Source organism: Vibrio genomosp. F10 str. ZF-129 (genome assembly GCF_000287055.2).
In the GTDB taxonomy this organism is placed as follows: Bacteria; Pseudomonadota; Gammaproteobacteria; order Enterobacterales; family Vibrionaceae; genus Vibrio.
On record NZ_AJYQ02000137.1, the window covers coordinates 197,065 to 213,943 of the forward strand.

Annotated in this window: 19 protein-coding genes; 4 read left to right on the forward strand and 15 right to left on the reverse strand. The window is 43.1% G+C overall.

Annotated elements, in window-relative coordinates; all coding sequences use genetic code 11:
• Positions 1-24: 24 nt before the first annotated feature.
• The 13 genes from A1QO_RS19335 to A1QO_RS19395 form a co-directional block, all read right to left on the reverse strand.
• Entirely contained in the window at positions 25-546 is a 522-nt protein-coding gene (locus A1QO_RS19335) for a DUF3833 domain-containing protein (RefSeq protein WP_017039819.1), read from the reverse strand.
• A complete protein-coding gene (locus A1QO_RS19340) occupies positions 543-1,046 on the reverse strand; it encodes a chalcone isomerase family protein (RefSeq protein ID WP_017039818.1) in 504 nt (167 codons plus the stop codon). Before A1QO_RS19340 ends, A1QO_RS19335 begins: the two co-directional genes overlap by 4 nt.
• A gap of 3 nt (positions 1,047-1,049) precedes the next feature.
• Entirely contained in the window at positions 1,050-1,559 is a 510-nt protein-coding gene (locus A1QO_RS19345; RefSeq protein ID WP_017037533.1) for a DUF2878 domain-containing protein, read from the reverse strand.
• Entirely contained in the window at positions 1,537-2,817 is a 1,281-nt protein-coding gene (locus tag A1QO_RS19350) for an SAM-dependent methyltransferase (protein ID WP_017039817.1), read from the reverse strand. The genes A1QO_RS19345 and A1QO_RS19350 overlap by 23 nt, the downstream gene beginning before the upstream one ends.
• Before the next feature lie 68 nt (positions 2,818-2,885).
• Entirely contained in the window at positions 2,886-3,620 is a 735-nt protein-coding gene (locus A1QO_RS19355) for a DUF1365 domain-containing protein (RefSeq protein ID WP_017039816.1), read from the reverse strand.
• Positions 3,617-4,870 (reverse strand): NAD(P)/FAD-dependent oxidoreductase, encoded by a 1,254-nt coding sequence (locus A1QO_RS19360; RefSeq protein ID WP_017037535.1) that lies wholly within the window; start codon positions 4,868-4,870, stop codon positions 3,617-3,619. The genes A1QO_RS19355 and A1QO_RS19360 overlap by 4 nt, the downstream gene beginning before the upstream one ends.
• 2 nt (positions 4,871-4,872) lie before the next feature.
• Positions 4,873-5,589: an SDR family NAD(P)-dependent oxidoreductase gene (locus A1QO_RS19365; RefSeq protein WP_017034847.1), complete on the reverse strand. Its 717-nt coding sequence runs from the start codon at positions 5,587-5,589 to the stop codon at positions 4,873-4,875.
• Positions 5,589-6,020, reverse strand: coding sequence for a nuclear transport factor 2 family protein (locus tag A1QO_RS19370; RefSeq protein WP_017034846.1), 432 nt, complete (start codon positions 6,018-6,020; stop codon positions 5,589-5,591). The genes A1QO_RS19365 and A1QO_RS19370 overlap by 1 nt, the downstream gene beginning before the upstream one ends.
• Before the next feature lie 42 nt (positions 6,021-6,062).
• Entirely contained in the window at positions 6,063-7,487 is a 1,425-nt protein-coding gene (gene phrB / locus A1QO_RS19375; protein ID WP_017041923.1) for a deoxyribodipyrimidine photo-lyase, read from the reverse strand.
• Positions 7,484-8,428, reverse strand: a complete 945-nt coding sequence (locus tag A1QO_RS19380) for a YbgA family protein (RefSeq protein ID WP_026027105.1) — start codon at positions 8,426-8,428, stop codon at positions 7,484-7,486. Before A1QO_RS19380 ends, phrB begins: the two co-directional genes overlap by 4 nt.
• A 41-nt stretch (positions 8,429-8,469) precedes the next feature.
• Complete coding sequence (locus tag A1QO_RS19385) at positions 8,470-9,204, reverse strand: ChrR family anti-sigma-E factor (RefSeq protein ID WP_017034843.1); 735 nt, start codon at positions 9,202-9,204, stop codon at positions 8,470-8,472.
• Positions 9,197-9,832 carry a sigma-70 family RNA polymerase sigma factor gene (locus A1QO_RS19390; protein WP_017034842.1) on the reverse strand — a complete coding sequence of 212 codons (636 nt, stop codon included), beginning with the start codon at positions 9,830-9,832 and terminating at the stop codon, positions 9,197-9,199. The genes A1QO_RS19385 and A1QO_RS19390 overlap by 8 nt, the downstream gene beginning before the upstream one ends.
• 39 nt (positions 9,833-9,871) lie before the next feature.
• Complete coding sequence (locus A1QO_RS19395) at positions 9,872-10,528, reverse strand: LON peptidase substrate-binding domain-containing protein (RefSeq protein ID WP_017040298.1); 657 nt, start codon at positions 10,526-10,528, stop codon at positions 9,872-9,874.
• A gap of 211 nt (positions 10,529-10,739) precedes the next feature.
• Here A1QO_RS19395 and A1QO_RS19400 point away from each other — a divergent pair, with 211 nt between their 5' ends.
• Positions 10,740-11,333 (forward strand): LysE family translocator, encoded by a 594-nt coding sequence (locus tag A1QO_RS19400; RefSeq protein ID WP_017034840.1) that lies wholly within the window; start codon positions 10,740-10,742, stop codon positions 11,331-11,333.
• A 69-nt stretch (positions 11,334-11,402) separates the two neighbouring features.
• Positions 11,403-12,242 carry an AraC family transcriptional regulator gene (locus A1QO_RS19405; protein WP_017041925.1) on the forward strand — a complete coding sequence of 280 codons (840 nt, stop codon included), beginning with the start codon at positions 11,403-11,405 and terminating at the stop codon, positions 12,240-12,242.
• A 113-nt stretch (positions 12,243-12,355) separates the two neighbouring features.
• Here A1QO_RS19405 and A1QO_RS19410 read toward each other — a convergent pair whose 3' ends face one another.
• Positions 12,356-12,727 carry a hypothetical protein gene (locus A1QO_RS19410; RefSeq protein WP_017041926.1) on the reverse strand — a complete coding sequence of 124 codons (372 nt, stop codon included), beginning with the start codon at positions 12,725-12,727 and terminating at the stop codon, positions 12,356-12,358.
• A 232-nt stretch (positions 12,728-12,959) separates the two neighbouring features.
• Entirely contained in the window at positions 12,960-14,963 is a 2,004-nt protein-coding gene (locus tag A1QO_RS19415) for an alkyl/aryl-sulfatase (protein WP_017034837.1), read from the reverse strand.
• Positions 14,964-15,158: 195 nt separating this feature from the next.
• Here A1QO_RS19415 and A1QO_RS19420 point away from each other — a divergent pair, with 195 nt between their 5' ends.
• The gene (locus A1QO_RS19420) at positions 15,159-16,061 is read left to right on the forward strand and encodes a LysR family transcriptional regulator (RefSeq protein WP_017034836.1); all 903 of its coding nucleotides are present in this window, start codon (positions 15,159-15,161) and stop codon (positions 16,059-16,061) included.
• 229 nt (positions 16,062-16,290) lie between these two features.
• A complete protein-coding gene (ectA, locus tag A1QO_RS19425) occupies positions 16,291-16,845 on the forward strand; it encodes a diaminobutyrate acetyltransferase (protein WP_017037540.1) in 555 nt (184 codons plus the stop codon).
• Positions 16,846-16,879 lie beyond the last annotated feature (34 nt).

Genomic DNA, 16,879 nt, shown 5'->3' on the forward strand with positions numbered 1-16,879 from the left:
GGGTTTTTTGTCTTTTGATGTCAGTTATTTCTTTTCTATATACAATATTATCTCACCAACATTAATGCCCCACTTCGACATATCGGTTTTGTTAAACAGACGCTTTTCGTCTATCAGGAACATCCAATCGTCTAGAGTGACTTGATAAGTGGTTCCATCAACGGGAATTTCTAGGTCGTACTGCCAATATAAGGCAGCACCTTCTGTTCTGCCTGTCGCTGTGCCTACCACGTCTTCAGCCGTCCCCTCATACTGGTTATTGCCAATGTTTTTGAGCTGCCAATTACGAGTCGACTTCTCACCGTCATCAAACTCAAACCATTCTTTTATCTCTCCTGTATCACCTTGCCAAGAGGCGAGCAGTTTGACTTCAAAACGACGTAACAGATTACCTGAGCGATCCAAAACCATGCCGTAGGCTACAAGTTCACCATCAAAAAATTGCTCTAACTTGAGCTCAGGAAAGGTATCTTTATGTTTATCTAACGTTGCATTTCCGCATGCGCTTAGCATGATGGTCAACGCTAAAATGACTATTTTTTTCATCTATTTAATCCCAGTAATTGACGACGAAGCTCTGGCTCAGAGGTTTTTTCCGACAGCCATATCGAGAGAAATGCAGTCCCAAAGCTTTCTGAACGTATGGTGCCTATGAGCTCATTATTGAAGTAAAATTCGCTACGTCCATCTTCTTCAAGCAGCAGAGTCAAGGTGTTGCCTGGTTCAACGTTTGGCCAAAGGTTTTCTAACGACGCTGCCCATTGTTCAATGTCATTAGCGTCATAATTTAAGTGCTGCCATTGCTCTATGGTGGCTTGAATAAGCGCTTTGCTTTCTATTGATTTCAGATATTCAATCTTGAGTGCTTGCCTATTTTTATCGGGTTCACCTGTAATAGCGTGCTGGCCCGAGTAGTATTCAGCTTCGTATATTGTCCAGAACAGGTAACTCATCTCTCCGGTTCCGACTTTGCTGAGATCTCTAATCGGCGACGCTAAAACAGTACTGCTGATCAGCAGAAAACATAAACAAAACCATTTGTACATAAATCACCCCGTTACTGGTTCACATGTCGGTCGTTCTATTTTCCTTCTTAGAAGGACAAAAGTGGGCATCAATATTGCCCAGACCAACATTAACGACAATATGACTTGGTGTGCAGGCAGCAGTGGTTCAATCACGCCTGCTTTTATTCCTCCCCAGTAACTGGCGGTTCCACCTAGGGCGCCAATGACAGCAAGTGGCAATGAAGAAAACCGGTTCAACCAACTTAAGCTGTGATTCAGGCTGATAATGAACATGATCCAAATCAGCAGAAGCCACATAGGGAAGAATTCGCTACCAACGGAAAAGACACCTAAATGCAATTGAAGCTTGTCTGCGGCTAATCCGATAGGGAGCAGTAGCAATAAATTCAGGTCTTTCTTCTTGGTTGGCGAGAGTAAAAAATGGACGACCAACAGCCCGGCCATGAGTGGCCCTGCATGTTGGTTTAAGAACGCTGCACAAAACCAACTGGCCTGGAAAATAACCAGATTAATAATCCAGAATCGCTGCATCACTTTGTCCTCTGTATCGTGGCTTTCTTGCAACGACATGGTGGGTACTGATCACTCGTTGTAAGAATGCACCTTCGCAGTAGCACAAGTAAAAAGTCCACAATCGTTTAAACTCTTCGTTATAACCAAGCTCAACCAATTGAGGCCAAGACTGTTCAAATCGCTGACGCCAATCGTGGAGCGTGCGAGCGTAATGAAGGCCAATATCATGCAACTCATGAGTCACTAAATCGGTGCAGTTGGCCATCTGTTGCGTCATGATCGACACCGACGGTAAACAACCACCTGGGAATATGTATTTTTGAATGAAATCGACATTTTTGCGGTAACGATCGTAACGGCTGTCGGCGATCGTAATGGATTGAATTAACATCTTTCCATCGGGTTTTAGTAAGTCGGAACACTTTTTGAAAAATGTTGGCAAGTACTCATGACCTACCGCTTCAATCATTTCGACAGACACTAATTTATCGTACTGACCGGTCAGTTTTCGGTAGTCACTTTTGAGTAAAGTAATTTTGTCTTCTAAGCCGAGTTGTGAGATTTTCTGCTCTGCGTATTCATGCTGAGCATCGGAGATGGTGGTGGTGGTCACATGGCATCCGAAATGCTGTGCCATGTAGATCGCTAGACCACCCCAACCAGTACCTATTTCTACTACGTGGTCGGTTTCTTTGAGTTCCAGTCTTTCACAGATGGTTTGCATTTTTAGTTGTTGCGCATCATCTAAAGTCGTTGCGTTTGAACCATACACAGCGCAAGAATACTGCATAGCAGGGTCTAAAAATCGGGTGTAGAGTTCGTTGCCAATATCATAGTGAGCGAGAATGTTTCGTTTGGATCCATCTTCAGAATTGGCATTTTTAAAACGTAGGAACTGTTTCTTTATCTTGCTGACCCAATGTACTTTGTTTTCAATTTTGTCTAACTGGTCTTGGTTGATAGCCATCACTTGAATGAGATTGGTTAGGTTCGGGCTCGTCCATTTTCCATCGATGTAGGCTTCTGCTGCGCCAATGCCACCGTTTAGTACCATATTTTTGTAGAAAGAAGCGTCGTGTATAACAATGGTCGCATGCAGCGATGATGCTTGATCACCAAACCGTGTACGTTCATCCCCGTCAACAATTTCTAGGCTCGCGTGGTTGATATGAGTGAGTAGAGAAAATATCAACGTTTTGTATTTATTGGTTGAACGACTTTCAATATTTTCGTTACTGTAAGCTAAGCCTTGAGCTTGTTTCGCAGATTGTTCCATGTGAACCTCACTTGAGAAAACGGTCATTATTGTTGTGAAATATATTTTGTTTGAAACTCGTATTGCTGCTAAACATGAGTATCGGGATGCGGGACAAAAGGAACCCGCTTCAAGAACAATTTAAGAGCTTGCCAATAAATACCTGAGACGATTTTTAACGTCATCATAGGTATAGAACGAACTGTCTTTCCGATCTCTTTTGCACTGAATTCGTGTTTCTTTAGCGCTAAAGTCGCATCAAAAACTTTGTCTTTCTTGTGGTTTTCGATATGAACCAATGTGTTCTTATTGGGCGGCGTTATTGTCCAGTGGTAATCCATATCCATATCCATAAAAGGTGAAACGTGAAAGTCTTTCTTAACCTTCGTTTCTGACGACATCTTTATTAAATAGTAGTGGCGTTTGTTCCATGGCGTGTTACTCACTTCTGCAAGTAAGTACTCGCACTCACCAGAGTCTGCATAGCAGAAGTAACAATTAATCGGGCTAAAGTACAAACCGACGCATCGAGCTTGTGCAAGTAATACCACTCTATTCCCTGCAGACCAGCTTCCACCTAACTGCTCTACCTTGTTACTTATACGTTGCTTGAGTTCCCCTGGTTCATTTTTTAAGTAATCTTTTTCATTGAAACGAATGGGGTTATACCACCGTTCACCAAACAACCAGCTCTTTTGGACTAAAGCGGGCAACTCATCAAGGTCGATACTCAGCATATATAGCTGGTAGCTAAATTCGTGCTTCACCGCCCCTAAGCGGCGATGACGCACGTTCCCCCAATAGATACCGCTGTTCTGTGTCATAGTGTTTGGCCGAATCGTTGCGTAACGTCTAGCGCACTTTTAACGCCATCTTCATGAAAGCCGTTGTACCAGTATGCGCCAACGAAATGGAAACCATTCTGACCGCAGATGGTTGATCGTAGGTTTTGCGCTTTAACGCTTGATGCATCTAATACTGGGTGATGATAGACAAAACTTCGAATCACTTTCTCTGGGTTTATGGCTTCGGTTTGATTGAGGGTGACACAGAAAGTGTCGTCACTTTGAATGCCTTGTAAGATATTCATATTGTAAGTGACGCATGAAGGTCGAGATAAATCTCCATCAAGCATGTAATTCCAACTCGCCCAGGCCAGTTTTCGATCTGGAAGTAAGCGGGTATCGGTGTGCAGTACGACTTCATTTCGGCTATATGGAATACCAGAAAGTACCTTGGTTTCTTGCTCTGTAGGTTGTGCGAGTAGTTTTAATGCCTGGTCTGAGTGGCAAGCAAAGATGACATCATCAAAAGCGTGCGATTCACCGGTTTCCATTGTCACAACCGCCTGTCCATCGATACGACTGACGTGTTTGATGTCTGCATTAGTGATGATGGCCTTGCTTAATGTTGACTGAATCGCTTGAACGTACTCTCGTGAACCACCAGGTACCACATACCACTGAGGTCGGTCGACGATATTCAGTAGCCCGTGGTGATAAAAGAACTGAATAAAGAATTTGAGTTCAAATTTTTCCATCTCTTCAAGGCTGGTCGACCAAATGGCTGCGCCCATCGGTAGAATGTAGTGCTGGCTGAAAAATGAAGAGAATCCGTTGTCTTTTAAGAATTCACCTAACGAAGACTGGCTTTGTATATTATTTTCTCTAAACGCTTTTTTACACAGGTTGTTGAATTTAATAATTTCATAAATTAAACGCCAGAATTTTGGTTTCAGTATGTTGCTTCTTTGGGCAAACAGCGCATTAATTCCGTGGCCGTTGTATTCAAACTTGGTTTGTCGGTTATGAACACTGAAGCTCATTTCCGTCTTCTGCTGTTTTATCCCTAATTGTGTCAATAGCTCAATGAAGTTTGGGTAGGTTCTGTTGTTGAAGACGATAAACCCGGTATCAACGGTGTATTCTTTCCCTTGATGCTCAATATCTACCGTGGCGGTGTGTCCACCGACATAATCGTTTTTTTCGAAGACGGTGACATCGTTTTTTTTATCGAGTAAATAAGCACAGGTTAGGCCGGAAATTCCCGAGCCAATAATCGCTATCCTTTTCATAATTATCCCATTTTAGTCGCAATTCGGTTCCAAAGTGATGAAGGTAAAAAGCGTAAACATTTCATCATAAATATAAACAGGGTGGGGAAGCTGATGTCAGCTTTCCCTTTCTCTATGCCATCGATAATCTTATGTGCAGCCTCTTGTGTTGAGACGATCATCGGCATTGGGAATGTGTTTTTGTCGGTGAGTGGGGTTTTGACAAAACCAGGATGAACAACTGTAACATTGATATCGTGTTGGGCCAGGTGCGCAGACAACGTTTTGCCTAAGTAAGTCACGGCTGCTTTTGAGGATCCATAAGCTTCCGCTCTCGGCAATGGCAAAAGGCCAGCACTTGAACTCACGAGCACCAGTCGGCCTCCTGACTGAAGTGATTTGAGCCACGTTTGAAGCCCATATCCAATAGAAATGAGGTTGATATTGATGATCCGTTCGAATTTTTTCGCATCAAAGTTGAGAGGGTCATCAATATATTCGCAGTCACCAGCATTAAAAATAAGCAGATCTAATGCTCCCCATACGCCCTGGTCACTTGGGTAGTTATCATAATCGGTTAAATCGAAGCAAAGCGGCTGTATGTTGGGGTGTTGTTGATTGAGCACATTAAGCTTTTCTTGGCTTCTGCCACAGGCGATCACGTCATGTCCTGCCTGAGCGTAGTTCAGTGCGAGCTCTTTACCTATTCCTGAAGTCGCCCCCGTGATTAATATACGCATTATTTTCCCGCCCTATGTTTTAACTTTTTCACCACCGGACCCAACAGGGGTACATGTTCATAAATCATCGCACCAACGTCTAAGTAGTCTCGGTGAAAAGTCACCACATCGTTGTCTGATTTTAAGTGAGAGTGTCCCTGGACTGATATAGGTTCTTGTTTATTTAAGCTTTTGTGGCGAAATGTCATGGTCCAATATACAGCGGCTTCAGATTCAGACTCAAAGGCATGCTTGATGTGAAATTCACAACTGATGATATTGGTGTAGCTTCGATCGAAACTGGCTATCAGGTCTTGCACACCTTCAACTTTGTGGAGAGGGTCAATAAAAACCACGTTCGGGTGATAGATACTCGCAAGGGTTGAAAGGTTGTCGGTTCCTAACTCACGGTATACATCGATGAATTTTTGTAACCATAATGAGCGCTGCATACTGTCTGCCTTACTGTAGTTTACCGCCAGACATTGAAGAATTTAGCCTGTCAGCAAATGATGTTGTTTGAAAAAATCGAGTGCCCTTTGTCTCGCATCTTTGTGGTCAACAATTGGAGAGCAATATGTATCTCGAATGCCATTAACTTCCAAATATTGATGAGGGAAATGAATGTCTTTGTTGGGAATATTGTTCAATTCTGGTAGATACTTACGAATAAAATCGCCATTTGGATCAAACTTTTTACTCTGCGTGATGGGATTAAAAATTCTAAAGTAGGGTTGAGCATCGCAGCCTGTGCTCGCAGCCCACTGCCAGCCGCCGTTATTAGCGCTGAGGTCACCATCAATTAATTTAGACATGAAATATTTTTCGCCCTGTCTCCAATCGATCAACAAGTGTTTGGTTAAAAAACTGGCCACGACCATTCTTAAACGATTGTGCATCCAGCCAGTGGTGTTTAACTGTTTCATCGCCGCATCCACCAAAGGGTAGCCTGTTCTGCCTTCACACCAGGCTAAAAAGAGCGAGTGGTTGGGTTGCCACACCATGCCCTTGTATTTGTCCTGGAAGCTTTCGCCTTTTGCTAGGTTGGGAAAGTGAAACAACAGATGTTTATAAAAATCACGCCAAATCAGTTCATTGAGCCAACTGAAAGCGGGTAAGTTGGTATCGTGAACAATATCCGGTTGATGTTGAATCAGTTGAATGGCGAGCCATCGTGGGCTAATGGCCCCAATTGCGAGATAAGGAGACAGGCCTGAGGTCCCTTTTATTCCGGGGTAGTCGCGGTTCTGTTGGTAATCGTTCAGCTTAGTCTCGAAAAATCGTGGTATCACAGACTGCATTACTGCATCACTCAGGGGCCAGCGGGATGAGTCTACCTTAGGGTAATCAAGAACAATGACACGACTTGTTTGGGTTGATGCTAATTCAGGATCCAACTGGTGAGTCGATGACTGAGGTATCTCATTGAAACCAATGCCTGTGAGTTGCACGCGCTTGAGCCATGCGTTCTTAAACGGGGTAAACACTTTGAACATGGTCTCTTGCTTATTGAGTACCGTGCCTACAGGTAAAATGGTATCGCAATGGAAGATTTTTAATTCAATATGTGGGTGTTTGAAACTTTGGTCTCGTTCAAGTTCATTGATCTCTGGCTCACTATTTGCGCACACAGCATCAATACCCTGTTCTTCACAATATGAAGTGAGAACGTCAATTTGCGAACGGTAATCGGTAGAGGGTAGGTGTATAAGCTGTATCCCTAGCTTTGCTAAAGGCTCGGCTAGGGCGCAGAGATGTCTTTCAATAAAGTCAGCTTGTATCGGGGCTAAGTTATGCTGTTCCCATTGCAATGGAGTGGAGATATAAACAGCGGTTTTGGCCCCTAGTTTTATGGCTTCGCAAAGAGCAGGGTTATCATGAATACGTAGGTCTCTTCGGATCCAAAGTAATGCGCTCAATACCCATACCTCAAGCGGAGTTCTTTAGGGTGTGGATCCAAATACACTTGACTTGCCAGATACTCATTCGGGTACTCGAGCAAATAGTGTTTTATCAAGGTGACCGGCACCAGTAACGGTGTTAAGCCCTGGCGATAAGCTTCGATTTCATCACTGAGTTCTTTGCGTTTTTCTTTGTTCAGTTGTTTCTTAAAGTACCCTTGTAAGTGCTGTAACGTGTTGGCGTGGCTCTTGCGGGTGGCTTTAATGGTCAATGCTTCCATTAGCATGGCAATGTATTGGTTTGCGACCGTTTCGATAGGATCTTGCGGATCAGCCAGAAGGCGCCCGAGTGCTTTATAGCTTTCAATGTTGTGACTCATCAGTAAATATTTGTGATTACTGTGGAATGTGATGAGTTTGTGGAGCGTTATTTTGCTTTCTTTCAGATCTAACCATTTTTGATAGGTGAAAATGCGCGTAATAAAGTTTTCGCGAATCACAGGATCGTTCAACCGCCCGTTCTCTTCACAAGGCAATAATGGGTTATTTTCCATTATTTGCTTAGAAAACAGACCGACGCCTGTCATCTCTGAGCCTTTACCATCTTCTTGATAAACTTTGACTCTTTCCATGCCACAGCTTGGACTTTTGGCACAAAAGATAAACCCAGACAAATCCTGGGATTGCTTAGCGTGTGCGATACCAAATTCAGTTAACGCTTCGGTGACATCACTTGTACCGTCAGGTCTTGAAACGGTAATGACGTCGCCTTTGGAAATTTGTCTTATCGTAGGACGAGGGATGGGCAACCCGACGGCGACTTCAGGGCAAACGGGCTTAAAATCTGCGAATTCACTGAGTTCTTCCATGCAGAAGTAAGAGCGTTTGTGGCTTTTGTCGTAACGAACTTCTTGTCCTGTTACGCAAGCACTAATGCCTATTTGTAATTTTTTCATCATACTGTCCTTGAAAAGCGCCTTTGATAAAAGTGTGGCGCTTACTAGTAAATGAGCTTCCCTAATGGGTTAAAGAGTTGACTTACCCCTTGGGTGAAATGTAACGAATCACTCGATACAGTTAAGCACACGCAGCCATCTTGTGTAGTGGGTGTGTGAGTGTTTTTTGCATCTAACCAGATGAAGTCCCCCGCATGGTAGGTGTCCATTTCATCTTTAAAGCTACCTTGGAGTAACAGGGTTATTTCAAAGCCTCTGTGCGTATGAGAAGGAACATGTCCACCTTTATCGATATGTAATAGGCTTGTTCTTCGTTTTTCATCATCAAGGTTTAATCGAGCCCTGGATATCTTGCCAAGTCCTTGCCATTCATTCAAAGAAAGAGAGCGAATGGCGTTCGGTAATGAGACTCGTGTCCCAGACACCTCTATTTCAGTCACTGTTATTGGCATTGACATCGGTTGAGCTTGCGGAGTATCGGTGATGCTTTGAATTAAATCGATCGCTGACGTTTGTTGCTCAGGAAGATACTCATCCTCAAATCGACTGTTTTCAAACTGGGCACCTTTTCGCAGATCAACTTGTGTCTGTTCACCTTCTAGCCATGGGTCGCTCACGCCAAAAGCACACATGGCGGCGTTTTCGGTAAGTTTTGCGACTTTTTCTTGGCATTCATGGCACATTTCAACATGGCTAGAAACGATAACAGCAACAGAAGCCACCATTTTCCCCGATACAAACTCTTCTAACAGAGCGTCACTTGGGTGGTATTTAATCATAATGTTGATCTCCCATCTTCTGTCTGATTTTTTCTAGCGCAAGTCGCAAACGTGACTTTATGGTACCAATGGGTACTCCTAACTGCTGCGCTAATTGTTCTTGTGATAATTCTTGAAAGTAAACCGCTTTGAGTACGACTCTCTGAGCATCAGGTAATTCATCAACGAGTCTTTGAATGCGTTTGTCCATCAAGTGGTCAGCAAAAGGCGGTGATTCAACCTCTCTCTCACTAGACTCTTGCTCCAACGGCCAGATATCATCGCCCAAGTTTTGAGCCGCGTTGTTTTTATTTTTTCTGAGCTGGTCAAAGGAAGCATTTCTCATGACGGTGTAAACCCAAGTTGTGGCAGCGCCTTTGGATTTATCGTATAGGTGTGCTTTTTTCCACACATTGGTCATGGTGTCTTGTACGAGTTCGTTGGCTTGTTGTTCATCTCTATATTGCTTTATTCCAAAACGTTTTATTTTTGGCGCAAAGAATTCGAATAACTGAGTAAAAGCCTCTTTATCTTGGTTTTGAGCGACCGAAGCTAGGTGCAATGACAAATCTTCGTGGGCTGCTGAACTAGGCTTAGTAATTGGGTTTCCTCCCTGTTTATGTTCGGAACTCCCTTCAATACGATGCATTAGAAATCACCCTTACTTAATTATTTAAAACACACTACGTTAGGATGAAGTGATAGGATCACTTTTCTTTTGATTTTTTTCACACATTGAACTTAGGAGTTCTTTTAGTTGTGCGAAGCTAATATCTTGAATAAACATTTCTTTCTCTTCCAAAGAGAGAGGAATGATTTCAAGCAAACGAGCACACACCCATTTAGAGTAGCGTAAGTAACGGGTTTGATATAGGGCAGAGAACTCATTGTGGGTGTCAAAGACACTTTTCAATGTGTCCGATAGCCCAACAACATCGTCATCCTCAATCGATGTTGTGTCTTGATCTGATGACCAGTGCGCTAGTGGTTCAGATTCGGCGATCACAAGGCCATCTCTCTGTGTATCAATATTGACGAACTTCACCATACTTTCCGCCAAAACATCGATGGTTAAGACCCCATCTTCTCCCATGTCAAAGTTGACGATTTTCACATGGGTTCCCCAATCAGCGACTGAAAATGGATTGTCTTTTTTAAAAAAGCCGATAATAAAACCATCATTCTGAGTGGCTTGGGACACCATTTTTAAATATTTGGGTTCGAAAATTCTTAGCCGTTGCATCCCGCCACTGAGAAGAAAAATAGGAAGTGGAAAAACCGGTAGCCAACGTGTGCTTGTGTTATCTAATTTTGTGCCTTGTTGGGCTAAACATGAATCGCTCATGACGTTTCTCCGCCTCCGTATCAGTCATTTTTACTTATGCTGATACTACGTCGCTGAGGTGGTGATCGATCATATTTGTTTCTAGATATTACCTATTTACCGCCACTCGAATGGTGCGAACCTTTAGGCTGCTGGATGAATCTTTCCGTGCAATAACGTTCAATACTCTTGCCGGTTTATGGTTTATTTTCTCAGTCAAAGGAGAGTAATCATGAACAGTGTATTTTTTGCCATGGTGGTGTTTGCATTCGTCGGCTCTGTGACCCCAGGTCCCGTCAACTTACTGGCAACGAGCACCGCCATAAATCGGGGTGTAGAAGATGCGCTCAAACATGTTGCGGGGGCTTCCATTGCCTATGCGTTTGTTGTTTTTGTGTCTGGTAGTGTGATGCAATCAATTGTGATTCTATTGCCTCAACTCGAAGTAATGATGAAGCTATCTGGCAGCGTATTTTTAGTCTATTTGGCGGTAAAGATTTATACAGCACCAACAGACAATATGAAGATTGAATCCCCTAGTTTGATGATCTGGTGGTCGGGCGCGTTGACCCAAATTCTAAACCCTAAGGCGTGGTTGGTTGCGATGTCAGGCGTGAGTTTGTATGTGATTGGTCAAGACAATGCGCAACTTTCTTTGTTTTTGTTTACCAGTGTTTCCTTGTTTGCCTGTTTTATTGGCGTGGGTATTTGGGCGGTTATTGGACGAGTTCTAGCCAAAAAACTTGAAAATCCCACCAAACAACGTCAGTTTAATAGGGTAATGGCCGTCTTGCTGGCCGTTTCCGTCGCTATGATTTGGTTATAGTGTTTTGCCGTTAGAGCTAAACTTGAGAGATCAGACCGTTTAGATAAATATAGTTGATAGGGATTGATCATGAAAATAGACAACAGCGCTCACTTTAAGCAAAGTACCACGCTGCCATGGATTGAACTGCGCATCGCTGATAGAAGTACAGCCTGTTATCAAGCACATTCACATGACGAATTCTCATTTGGCCTGATACAACAGGGCCATGCCACCTATCAAAATCGAGGTCACACGCATCAAATCGGTAGTGGAGACATTGTTACGATAAACCCTGCAGATGTTCATTCGTGTAACCCTGAAGCGGGAACGTGGTCATACTGCATGCTGTTTGTTGATGCTTTTAAAATGGGTGAGTTTCAACAAGATATTCTAGGTAACGACAATAACGCCTATCTTAATGACTATGTGCCGTTTTTGCATGATCTAGAACGCAGTGAGTATGCACAGAACAAGTTTCAAAGGCTATTTAGCGCGTTACATTCAGAATCAAGCCCATTGACTATTCAAACTTATTTGTATGATTTTCTAGCGTCGAGTTTAAGTAAAATCCCCATTCAATCTAAGCGAGAGCCACTGACCCCAAGCCTTGGTCGGGTTCGCGAAAAGCTGCTTGATGAAGTGAAGCATAGTATCCAATTAGAGGACCTCGCTAAAGAAGTAGGGTTGAGCCGCTATCAGTTATTGCGAGCATTCAAAGGCCAGTATGGTCTACCGCCACATGCTTATTTAATGGATGAAAAAATTAAGCGTTCAAAACGTATGCTTAAATCGGGTCTTAATATTTCTGAAGTGGCGTATCAGCTAGGGTTTTCCGATCAGGCCCACTTCCAGCGTCATTTTAAAAAGAAGCTGGCGGTAACGCCTAAGTTCTATCAGTCTCACTTTATCAATGAGCCCGCATCTTAAGAGAATGTTAAGAGCGTGTTAAGAGGTAAGGTGGCTGTGGGCTTGACCTCCTATTTCAAGATCAAACCCATGACAAGCATGCTTTTAATTATCGATATGCAGTCGTCGTATGGTTAAATTTCTTTCATGGCAGAAACGACAGAAGGGTCATTGATCAAGTTAAACAACAGGCTTTTTGCAGAGGATCTTTGGGCGTCGGATAAGACCTTTTTCGGATTTTCTCTCGATTGTATCAGGATGTTCTTAACGAACTTACTGTTGGTGCCTGAAAGCTCATAGACAAATCTCAGCGTGTCGAGTAATTCATCTTGTGCCAAGCTGTAAACAGCCATTTCACAACTGAGTTTATCCATAGATAGGAAGTTGTTCACCACTAACTTACGCTCAGCTTTAAATTTCTCACTGGCTTCATATGAATCAATTAAAGCCTGAACTCTATCAGCGATAGCGATAGGCACTTCCATGGTTTTCGTTTTTGTTGTCATTACTGATTCTCTTGATCTAGCTTGAATTTAATCACGAATCCAGTTTACGCGGTCGTTCATGTTTTGGCATCTAGTTTGGTACAAATATAGAGAATAGTTAGGCATAGTGTGATTTTAATTATGCAAATGCGAACGGTAGATGATAGCTGAGTGTGTTAAACATCCATTTTGGGCGTAACAATAAAAACGCCGCAAACGGTTTAGTCTGCGGCGTTTTAACGTTTATGTTGTGTTACTTGATAAGTGGAAGAATATCAAATTTACGGTTTGGCTGCTCCATTGCACCTTGAAGTGCCTGTACGTTTTTCGCTTCTCCAGAGAACCCTGCCATGCCTGTCTCAAGCAGTTGACCTAGCGTCGTTTGCTGCAGTAACACTTGAGAGAAATCCGCTTTATGAATGAAGAAGGTTGTATCGGCACTCTGCTGCTTGTCTGTTTGCACTGTCGTCATGTTACCATTTGATACCTCAGTGTAGAAAAACTCGTTGGTATCTGGGTGAACGGTCGTCAACGTGAAGTCTAGGCCTGCTTCGATGGCTTTCACCGAATTTAGTCGCACAGCAAACATATCAAAGATTTTAGCCGTAGGAGAGTTTGCGATGATGTCGGCTGACATCTGATTCACGCCATCTTTTACTTCATTAGTTCGCAGTTCCACCGCACCTTGCAGGTAGCTATTACGCCATGCCATGGTTTCTGATTGGTAACCTTGTTGTTCAAAGCTATCTGCTAGTGCATTGCGGAAGGTTTCATTCGTTGGGTCACATTGAACCAAGTCATTAAACAGTTGTGAAGATTGTTGGTAACGGCCTGCTTCAAAGTGAACCATACCAGCACTGTATAGTGTTTCCGCCCCAGCTGCTTCCACGTACGTACATGATTTATCGATGGTGGTCAGTGGGTTTGTATTGACTGGGTTCATGTCGTGGTAACCAAGATACAGGTTAACAACGGCACGTGCATTGTGGCTGTATGAACCGTGGTAACCGTTGGTGTGCCAAGTATTGAATTGAACTTCTGGAATGATCTTCTCGATTTCACGACCTACATCGTTAATGGTTACGCCATTGTTGGCTAAACGCATCGACTGGTTGTGAATGAAGCCATAGTTGTCACGTTGAAGCGTGATGTATTCATTGATCGCTTTATTGTCCCAAACAGGAGCCGAGTGAGATGACGTCAATGCTTCAATACGATCGCCGTACGCAAGCTTAATTTCAGTCAGGTACTTAGTCCAAGCTAGAGAGTCACGTACTTTTGCACCGCGGAATGTGTAGATGTTGTGCATGCCGTGGTAAGTCAGTTCGCCAGTAAATAGCGTGTTGTACTCTTCTACCCAGGTTAGGATTTCAACTGGTGCTTCTGCGCCTGGTACGTTAGTGAATTCGAACGTTAAACCATCGATTTTATGTTGCTCAACTTTATCCGTGATTTCAACGTTAGGCGTGATCAGCGTTAAGCCGCCTTTCGTTCCTTTGGTTAGACCAATCGCCATGTCCACTTGGCCACGAGCATTTAGACCAAGAGTTGTACCATATTGATAATCTGTACGGCGCGACATTGCATTACCTGCCACCATATTCTCATCAGCAAGCGCAGAAACAAAACCCTCAGGTGCGATGATTTTGACATCATCAGCAAAGTCAGCTTCTAGGCCTCGAACGCCTCCAAAGTGATCACCGTGTGGGTGAGAGTAAATAACGGCATGAATAGTATGAGGAGCTGGAAGATGCAGTTTTGCAAATTCCCATGCATCTTTAGTCGTCTCGTCGAGTAGGCCAGGATCATTTAATACGTAGCCTGTTTCTGTTCGAAAAACGGTAATGTTTGAAACGTCACTACCACGGATTTGGTAGACACCCTCTACGACTTCGTACAACCCCTGAGCTTGGTAGTTCATTAACCCTTGGCGGAAAATAGAAGGGTTAACGGTATCTGGGTATTGCTCTGGGTTGACGTTTTGCATGAAATCAATAAATGGAATACGGGCTAATCCTGCATCGTGATCGCCAAAAGAAGCGATAAGACCTCGTTTTTGCTCTTCAAACGCGGTGCGATCTTCAAATGGAAGACGGTTAGCCAATGCACGGTTCGCTTCAACAGTATGTTCTGTGGCTGCTTTACCTTTATAGCGCGCCATTTCTAGCGCGTCGAAGTGTTCGTGATCGTGTGATTGTGCAGAGACATTTAAAGATAACGTACTTAGGATAGCAATAGCTAGAGTCGTATTTCGCATTTTTGTTTCTCTTATGACAAGTAATCAACAGTGGGGTTTAAGGCGTAAAGAAAAGTGCGACTCTGGCCTCAAACGTTATCTGTAGATTACGCCCAGCAATGATAAGAACCAATAAACACAACTTTAGATAAAACATGAATAAATCGTATGTGTTAACATTTATATAGATGAATATATATTAATTAATGAGGCAGTATGGAACAGCGATTTGATTTCAACTTATTGAGGATCTTTCTAGAGGTGTACCAACAACGTTCAATCACATTGGCCGCTGATTCACTCGGCTTGACCCAACCGGGCGTGAGCTATGCATTAAAACGACTGCAAAAGACATTGGGTGTTGAACTGTTTGTTCGTGAGGGAAGGGGAATATCTCCAACGCTTAGTGCAATACAACTGGCTAATCAAATTTCACCCGCTTATAGCACGGTCACAAATGCCATCAATAATGTGTCTGGGTTCGACAAGCAAACACCTCGGTCGTTTTTGGTTCATGTGAATGAGTCAATGATGAACTTGTTGCTGCCATTAACGCTAAACGATGACGATATGGGGAATTGTGATATTCAATTCCAACTCACCCCAAACAGTGAAGATGAATTGTTGCAGCAGTTGAACTTACAGCAAGCGGATCTCGCCATCGATATTGGTCAATTACCGAGCCAATCTTATAACAGCCAGTTTTTGTATCAAGAAGAAGCGGCGTTGATTTGTCGTGAAGATCATCCTCGCATTCAAGATTCGATTACCAAGCAACAGTTTTATCAAGAGAAACATATTACGTCTAAATTGCGCCGTGAAGACTTAACGGTGTTGGAATACATTTCAGACGAAGTGATGTCGGAGCGAAAAGTGAGCTGTGAATGCAGCTCATTAGTCTCGTTGATGGGCCTTATCTCGGAAAGTGATTGTATCGGTATAACGTCAACCAGTCTTGCGGCTAAATACGCGAATAAGTTGGGGCTCAAGAGCTTAACACCACCAATAAAAAGTAAACCTGTAGTACACAATATGTTTTGGCATAAGAGAAATGAACACCATCCAGCGCATATATGGCTTCGCAGTAAGTTAACGTCGCTCGTAATGGATCCACAGTAGCTTCGGTTCATCAGTGTGCACTTCTAAATCATCCTTAAACCAAGTACGTTTCAAGCGCCAGATAAAAATAGATTAGAGTTCTAATTAAAATGATGTTCGATAATAGAATTTATGTAGATCCCTGTCACGTAATTTGACTGTTAAACACCATTTATTTGATTTATATCTCTCAATCAGGATGATAGTTACTGAAATAATCATTTAGAGTTCAAAGGAGTTGTAACTGCGTATGATCGCATCAGCATTATGGGCGGCGTATCCCGAAATAAAGAAAAACACGAGCAAGAAATGGTCGTTTTCTGAACCTTCAGTAGAAGATGGCAGTGATGTTTCTCACCTGATTGCTGCTTGTCCACCTCTTGACGTTAACTCATCTTATTGTCACTTTCTTCAATCTATGCATTTTAGCCAAACATGTGTTCTCGCGCGGTACAATGATGATATCGCTGGGTTTGTTTCGGCGTATAGAAAACCCGATGAGCCCAATACATTATTTGTTTGGCAAGTGGCGGTTGCGCCAAGATTTCGAGGTAAAGGGCTGGCATCGAGCATGCTAGATGAATTGCTAAGTCGAGATCATCTTAGCAGCATTAATTCGGTTGAAACGACGATCACTGAGAAAAATGATGCTTCGTGGGCCGTGTTTCAAAAGCTGGATAAAAGCAATGGAGAGCGTGGAGAAGTCAGCACGTTCCTTGAAAAAAAGACACATTTTAAGGGAAAGCAGGATACTGAGTATCTGTACCAAATTCCGCTAATTGAACTGCAACCTAAAGGCAGATAGCCGGAGACTTATTACAGTAGAGACCCTAAGAACG

Bases quoted from the DNA above. Each gene is read 5' to 3' on its own strand.
- A1QO_RS19365 (WP_017034847.1), bottom strand. From the start codon at position 5,589: ATGCGTATATTAATCACGGGGGCGACTTCAGGAATAGGTAAAGAGCTC.
- ectA (WP_017037540.1), top strand. From the start codon at position 16,291: ATGATCGCATCAGCATTATGGGCGGCGTATCCCGAAATAAAGAAAAAC.
- A1QO_RS19360 (WP_017037535.1), bottom strand. From the start codon at position 4,870: ATGAAAAGGATAGCGATTATTGGCTCGGGAATTTCCGGCCTAACCTGT.
- A1QO_RS19345 (WP_017037533.1), bottom strand. From the start codon at position 1,559: ATGCAGCGATTCTGGATTATTAATCTGGTTATTTTCCAGGCCAGTTGG.
- A1QO_RS19380 (WP_026027105.1), bottom strand. From the start codon at position 8,428: ATGATGAAAAAATTACAAATAGGCATTAGTGCTTGCGTAACAGGACAA.
- A1QO_RS19335 (WP_017039819.1), bottom strand. From the start codon at position 546: ATGAAAAAAATAGTCATTTTAGCGTTGACCATCATGCTAAGCGCATGC.
- A1QO_RS19390 (WP_017034842.1), bottom strand. From the start codon at position 9,832: ATGCATCGTATTGAAGGGAGTTCCGAACATAAACAGGGAGGAAACCCA.
- A1QO_RS19400 (WP_017034840.1), top strand. From the start codon at position 10,740: ATGAACAGTGTATTTTTTGCCATGGTGGTGTTTGCATTCGTCGGCTCT.
- A1QO_RS19340 (WP_017039818.1), bottom strand. From the start codon at position 1,046: ATGTACAAATGGTTTTGTTTATGTTTTCTGCTGATCAGCAGTACTGTT.
- A1QO_RS19405 (WP_017041925.1), top strand. From the start codon at position 11,403: ATGAAAATAGACAACAGCGCTCACTTTAAGCAAAGTACCACGCTGCCA.
- A1QO_RS19415 (WP_017034837.1), bottom strand. From the start codon at position 14,963: ATGCGAAATACGACTCTAGCTATTGCTATCCTAAGTACGTTATCTTTA.
- A1QO_RS19355 (WP_017039816.1), bottom strand. From the start codon at position 3,620: ATGACACAGAACAGCGGTATCTATTGGGGGAACGTGCGTCATCGCCGC.
- A1QO_RS19420 (WP_017034836.1), top strand. From the start codon at position 15,159: ATGGAACAGCGATTTGATTTCAACTTATTGAGGATCTTTCTAGAGGTG.
- A1QO_RS19395 (WP_017040298.1), bottom strand. From the start codon at position 10,528: ATGAGCGATTCATGTTTAGCCCAACAAGGCACAAAATTAGATAACACA.
- A1QO_RS19385 (WP_017034843.1), bottom strand. From the start codon at position 9,204: ATGATTAAATACCACCCAAGTGACGCTCTGTTAGAAGAGTTTGTATCG.
- A1QO_RS19370 (WP_017034846.1), bottom strand. From the start codon at position 6,020: ATGCAGCGCTCATTATGGTTACAAAAATTCATCGATGTATACCGTGAG.
- A1QO_RS19350 (WP_017039817.1), bottom strand. From the start codon at position 2,817: ATGGAACAATCTGCGAAACAAGCTCAAGGCTTAGCTTACAGTAACGAA.
- A1QO_RS19410 (WP_017041926.1), bottom strand. From the start codon at position 12,727: ATGACAACAAAAACGAAAACCATGGAAGTGCCTATCGCTATCGCTGAT.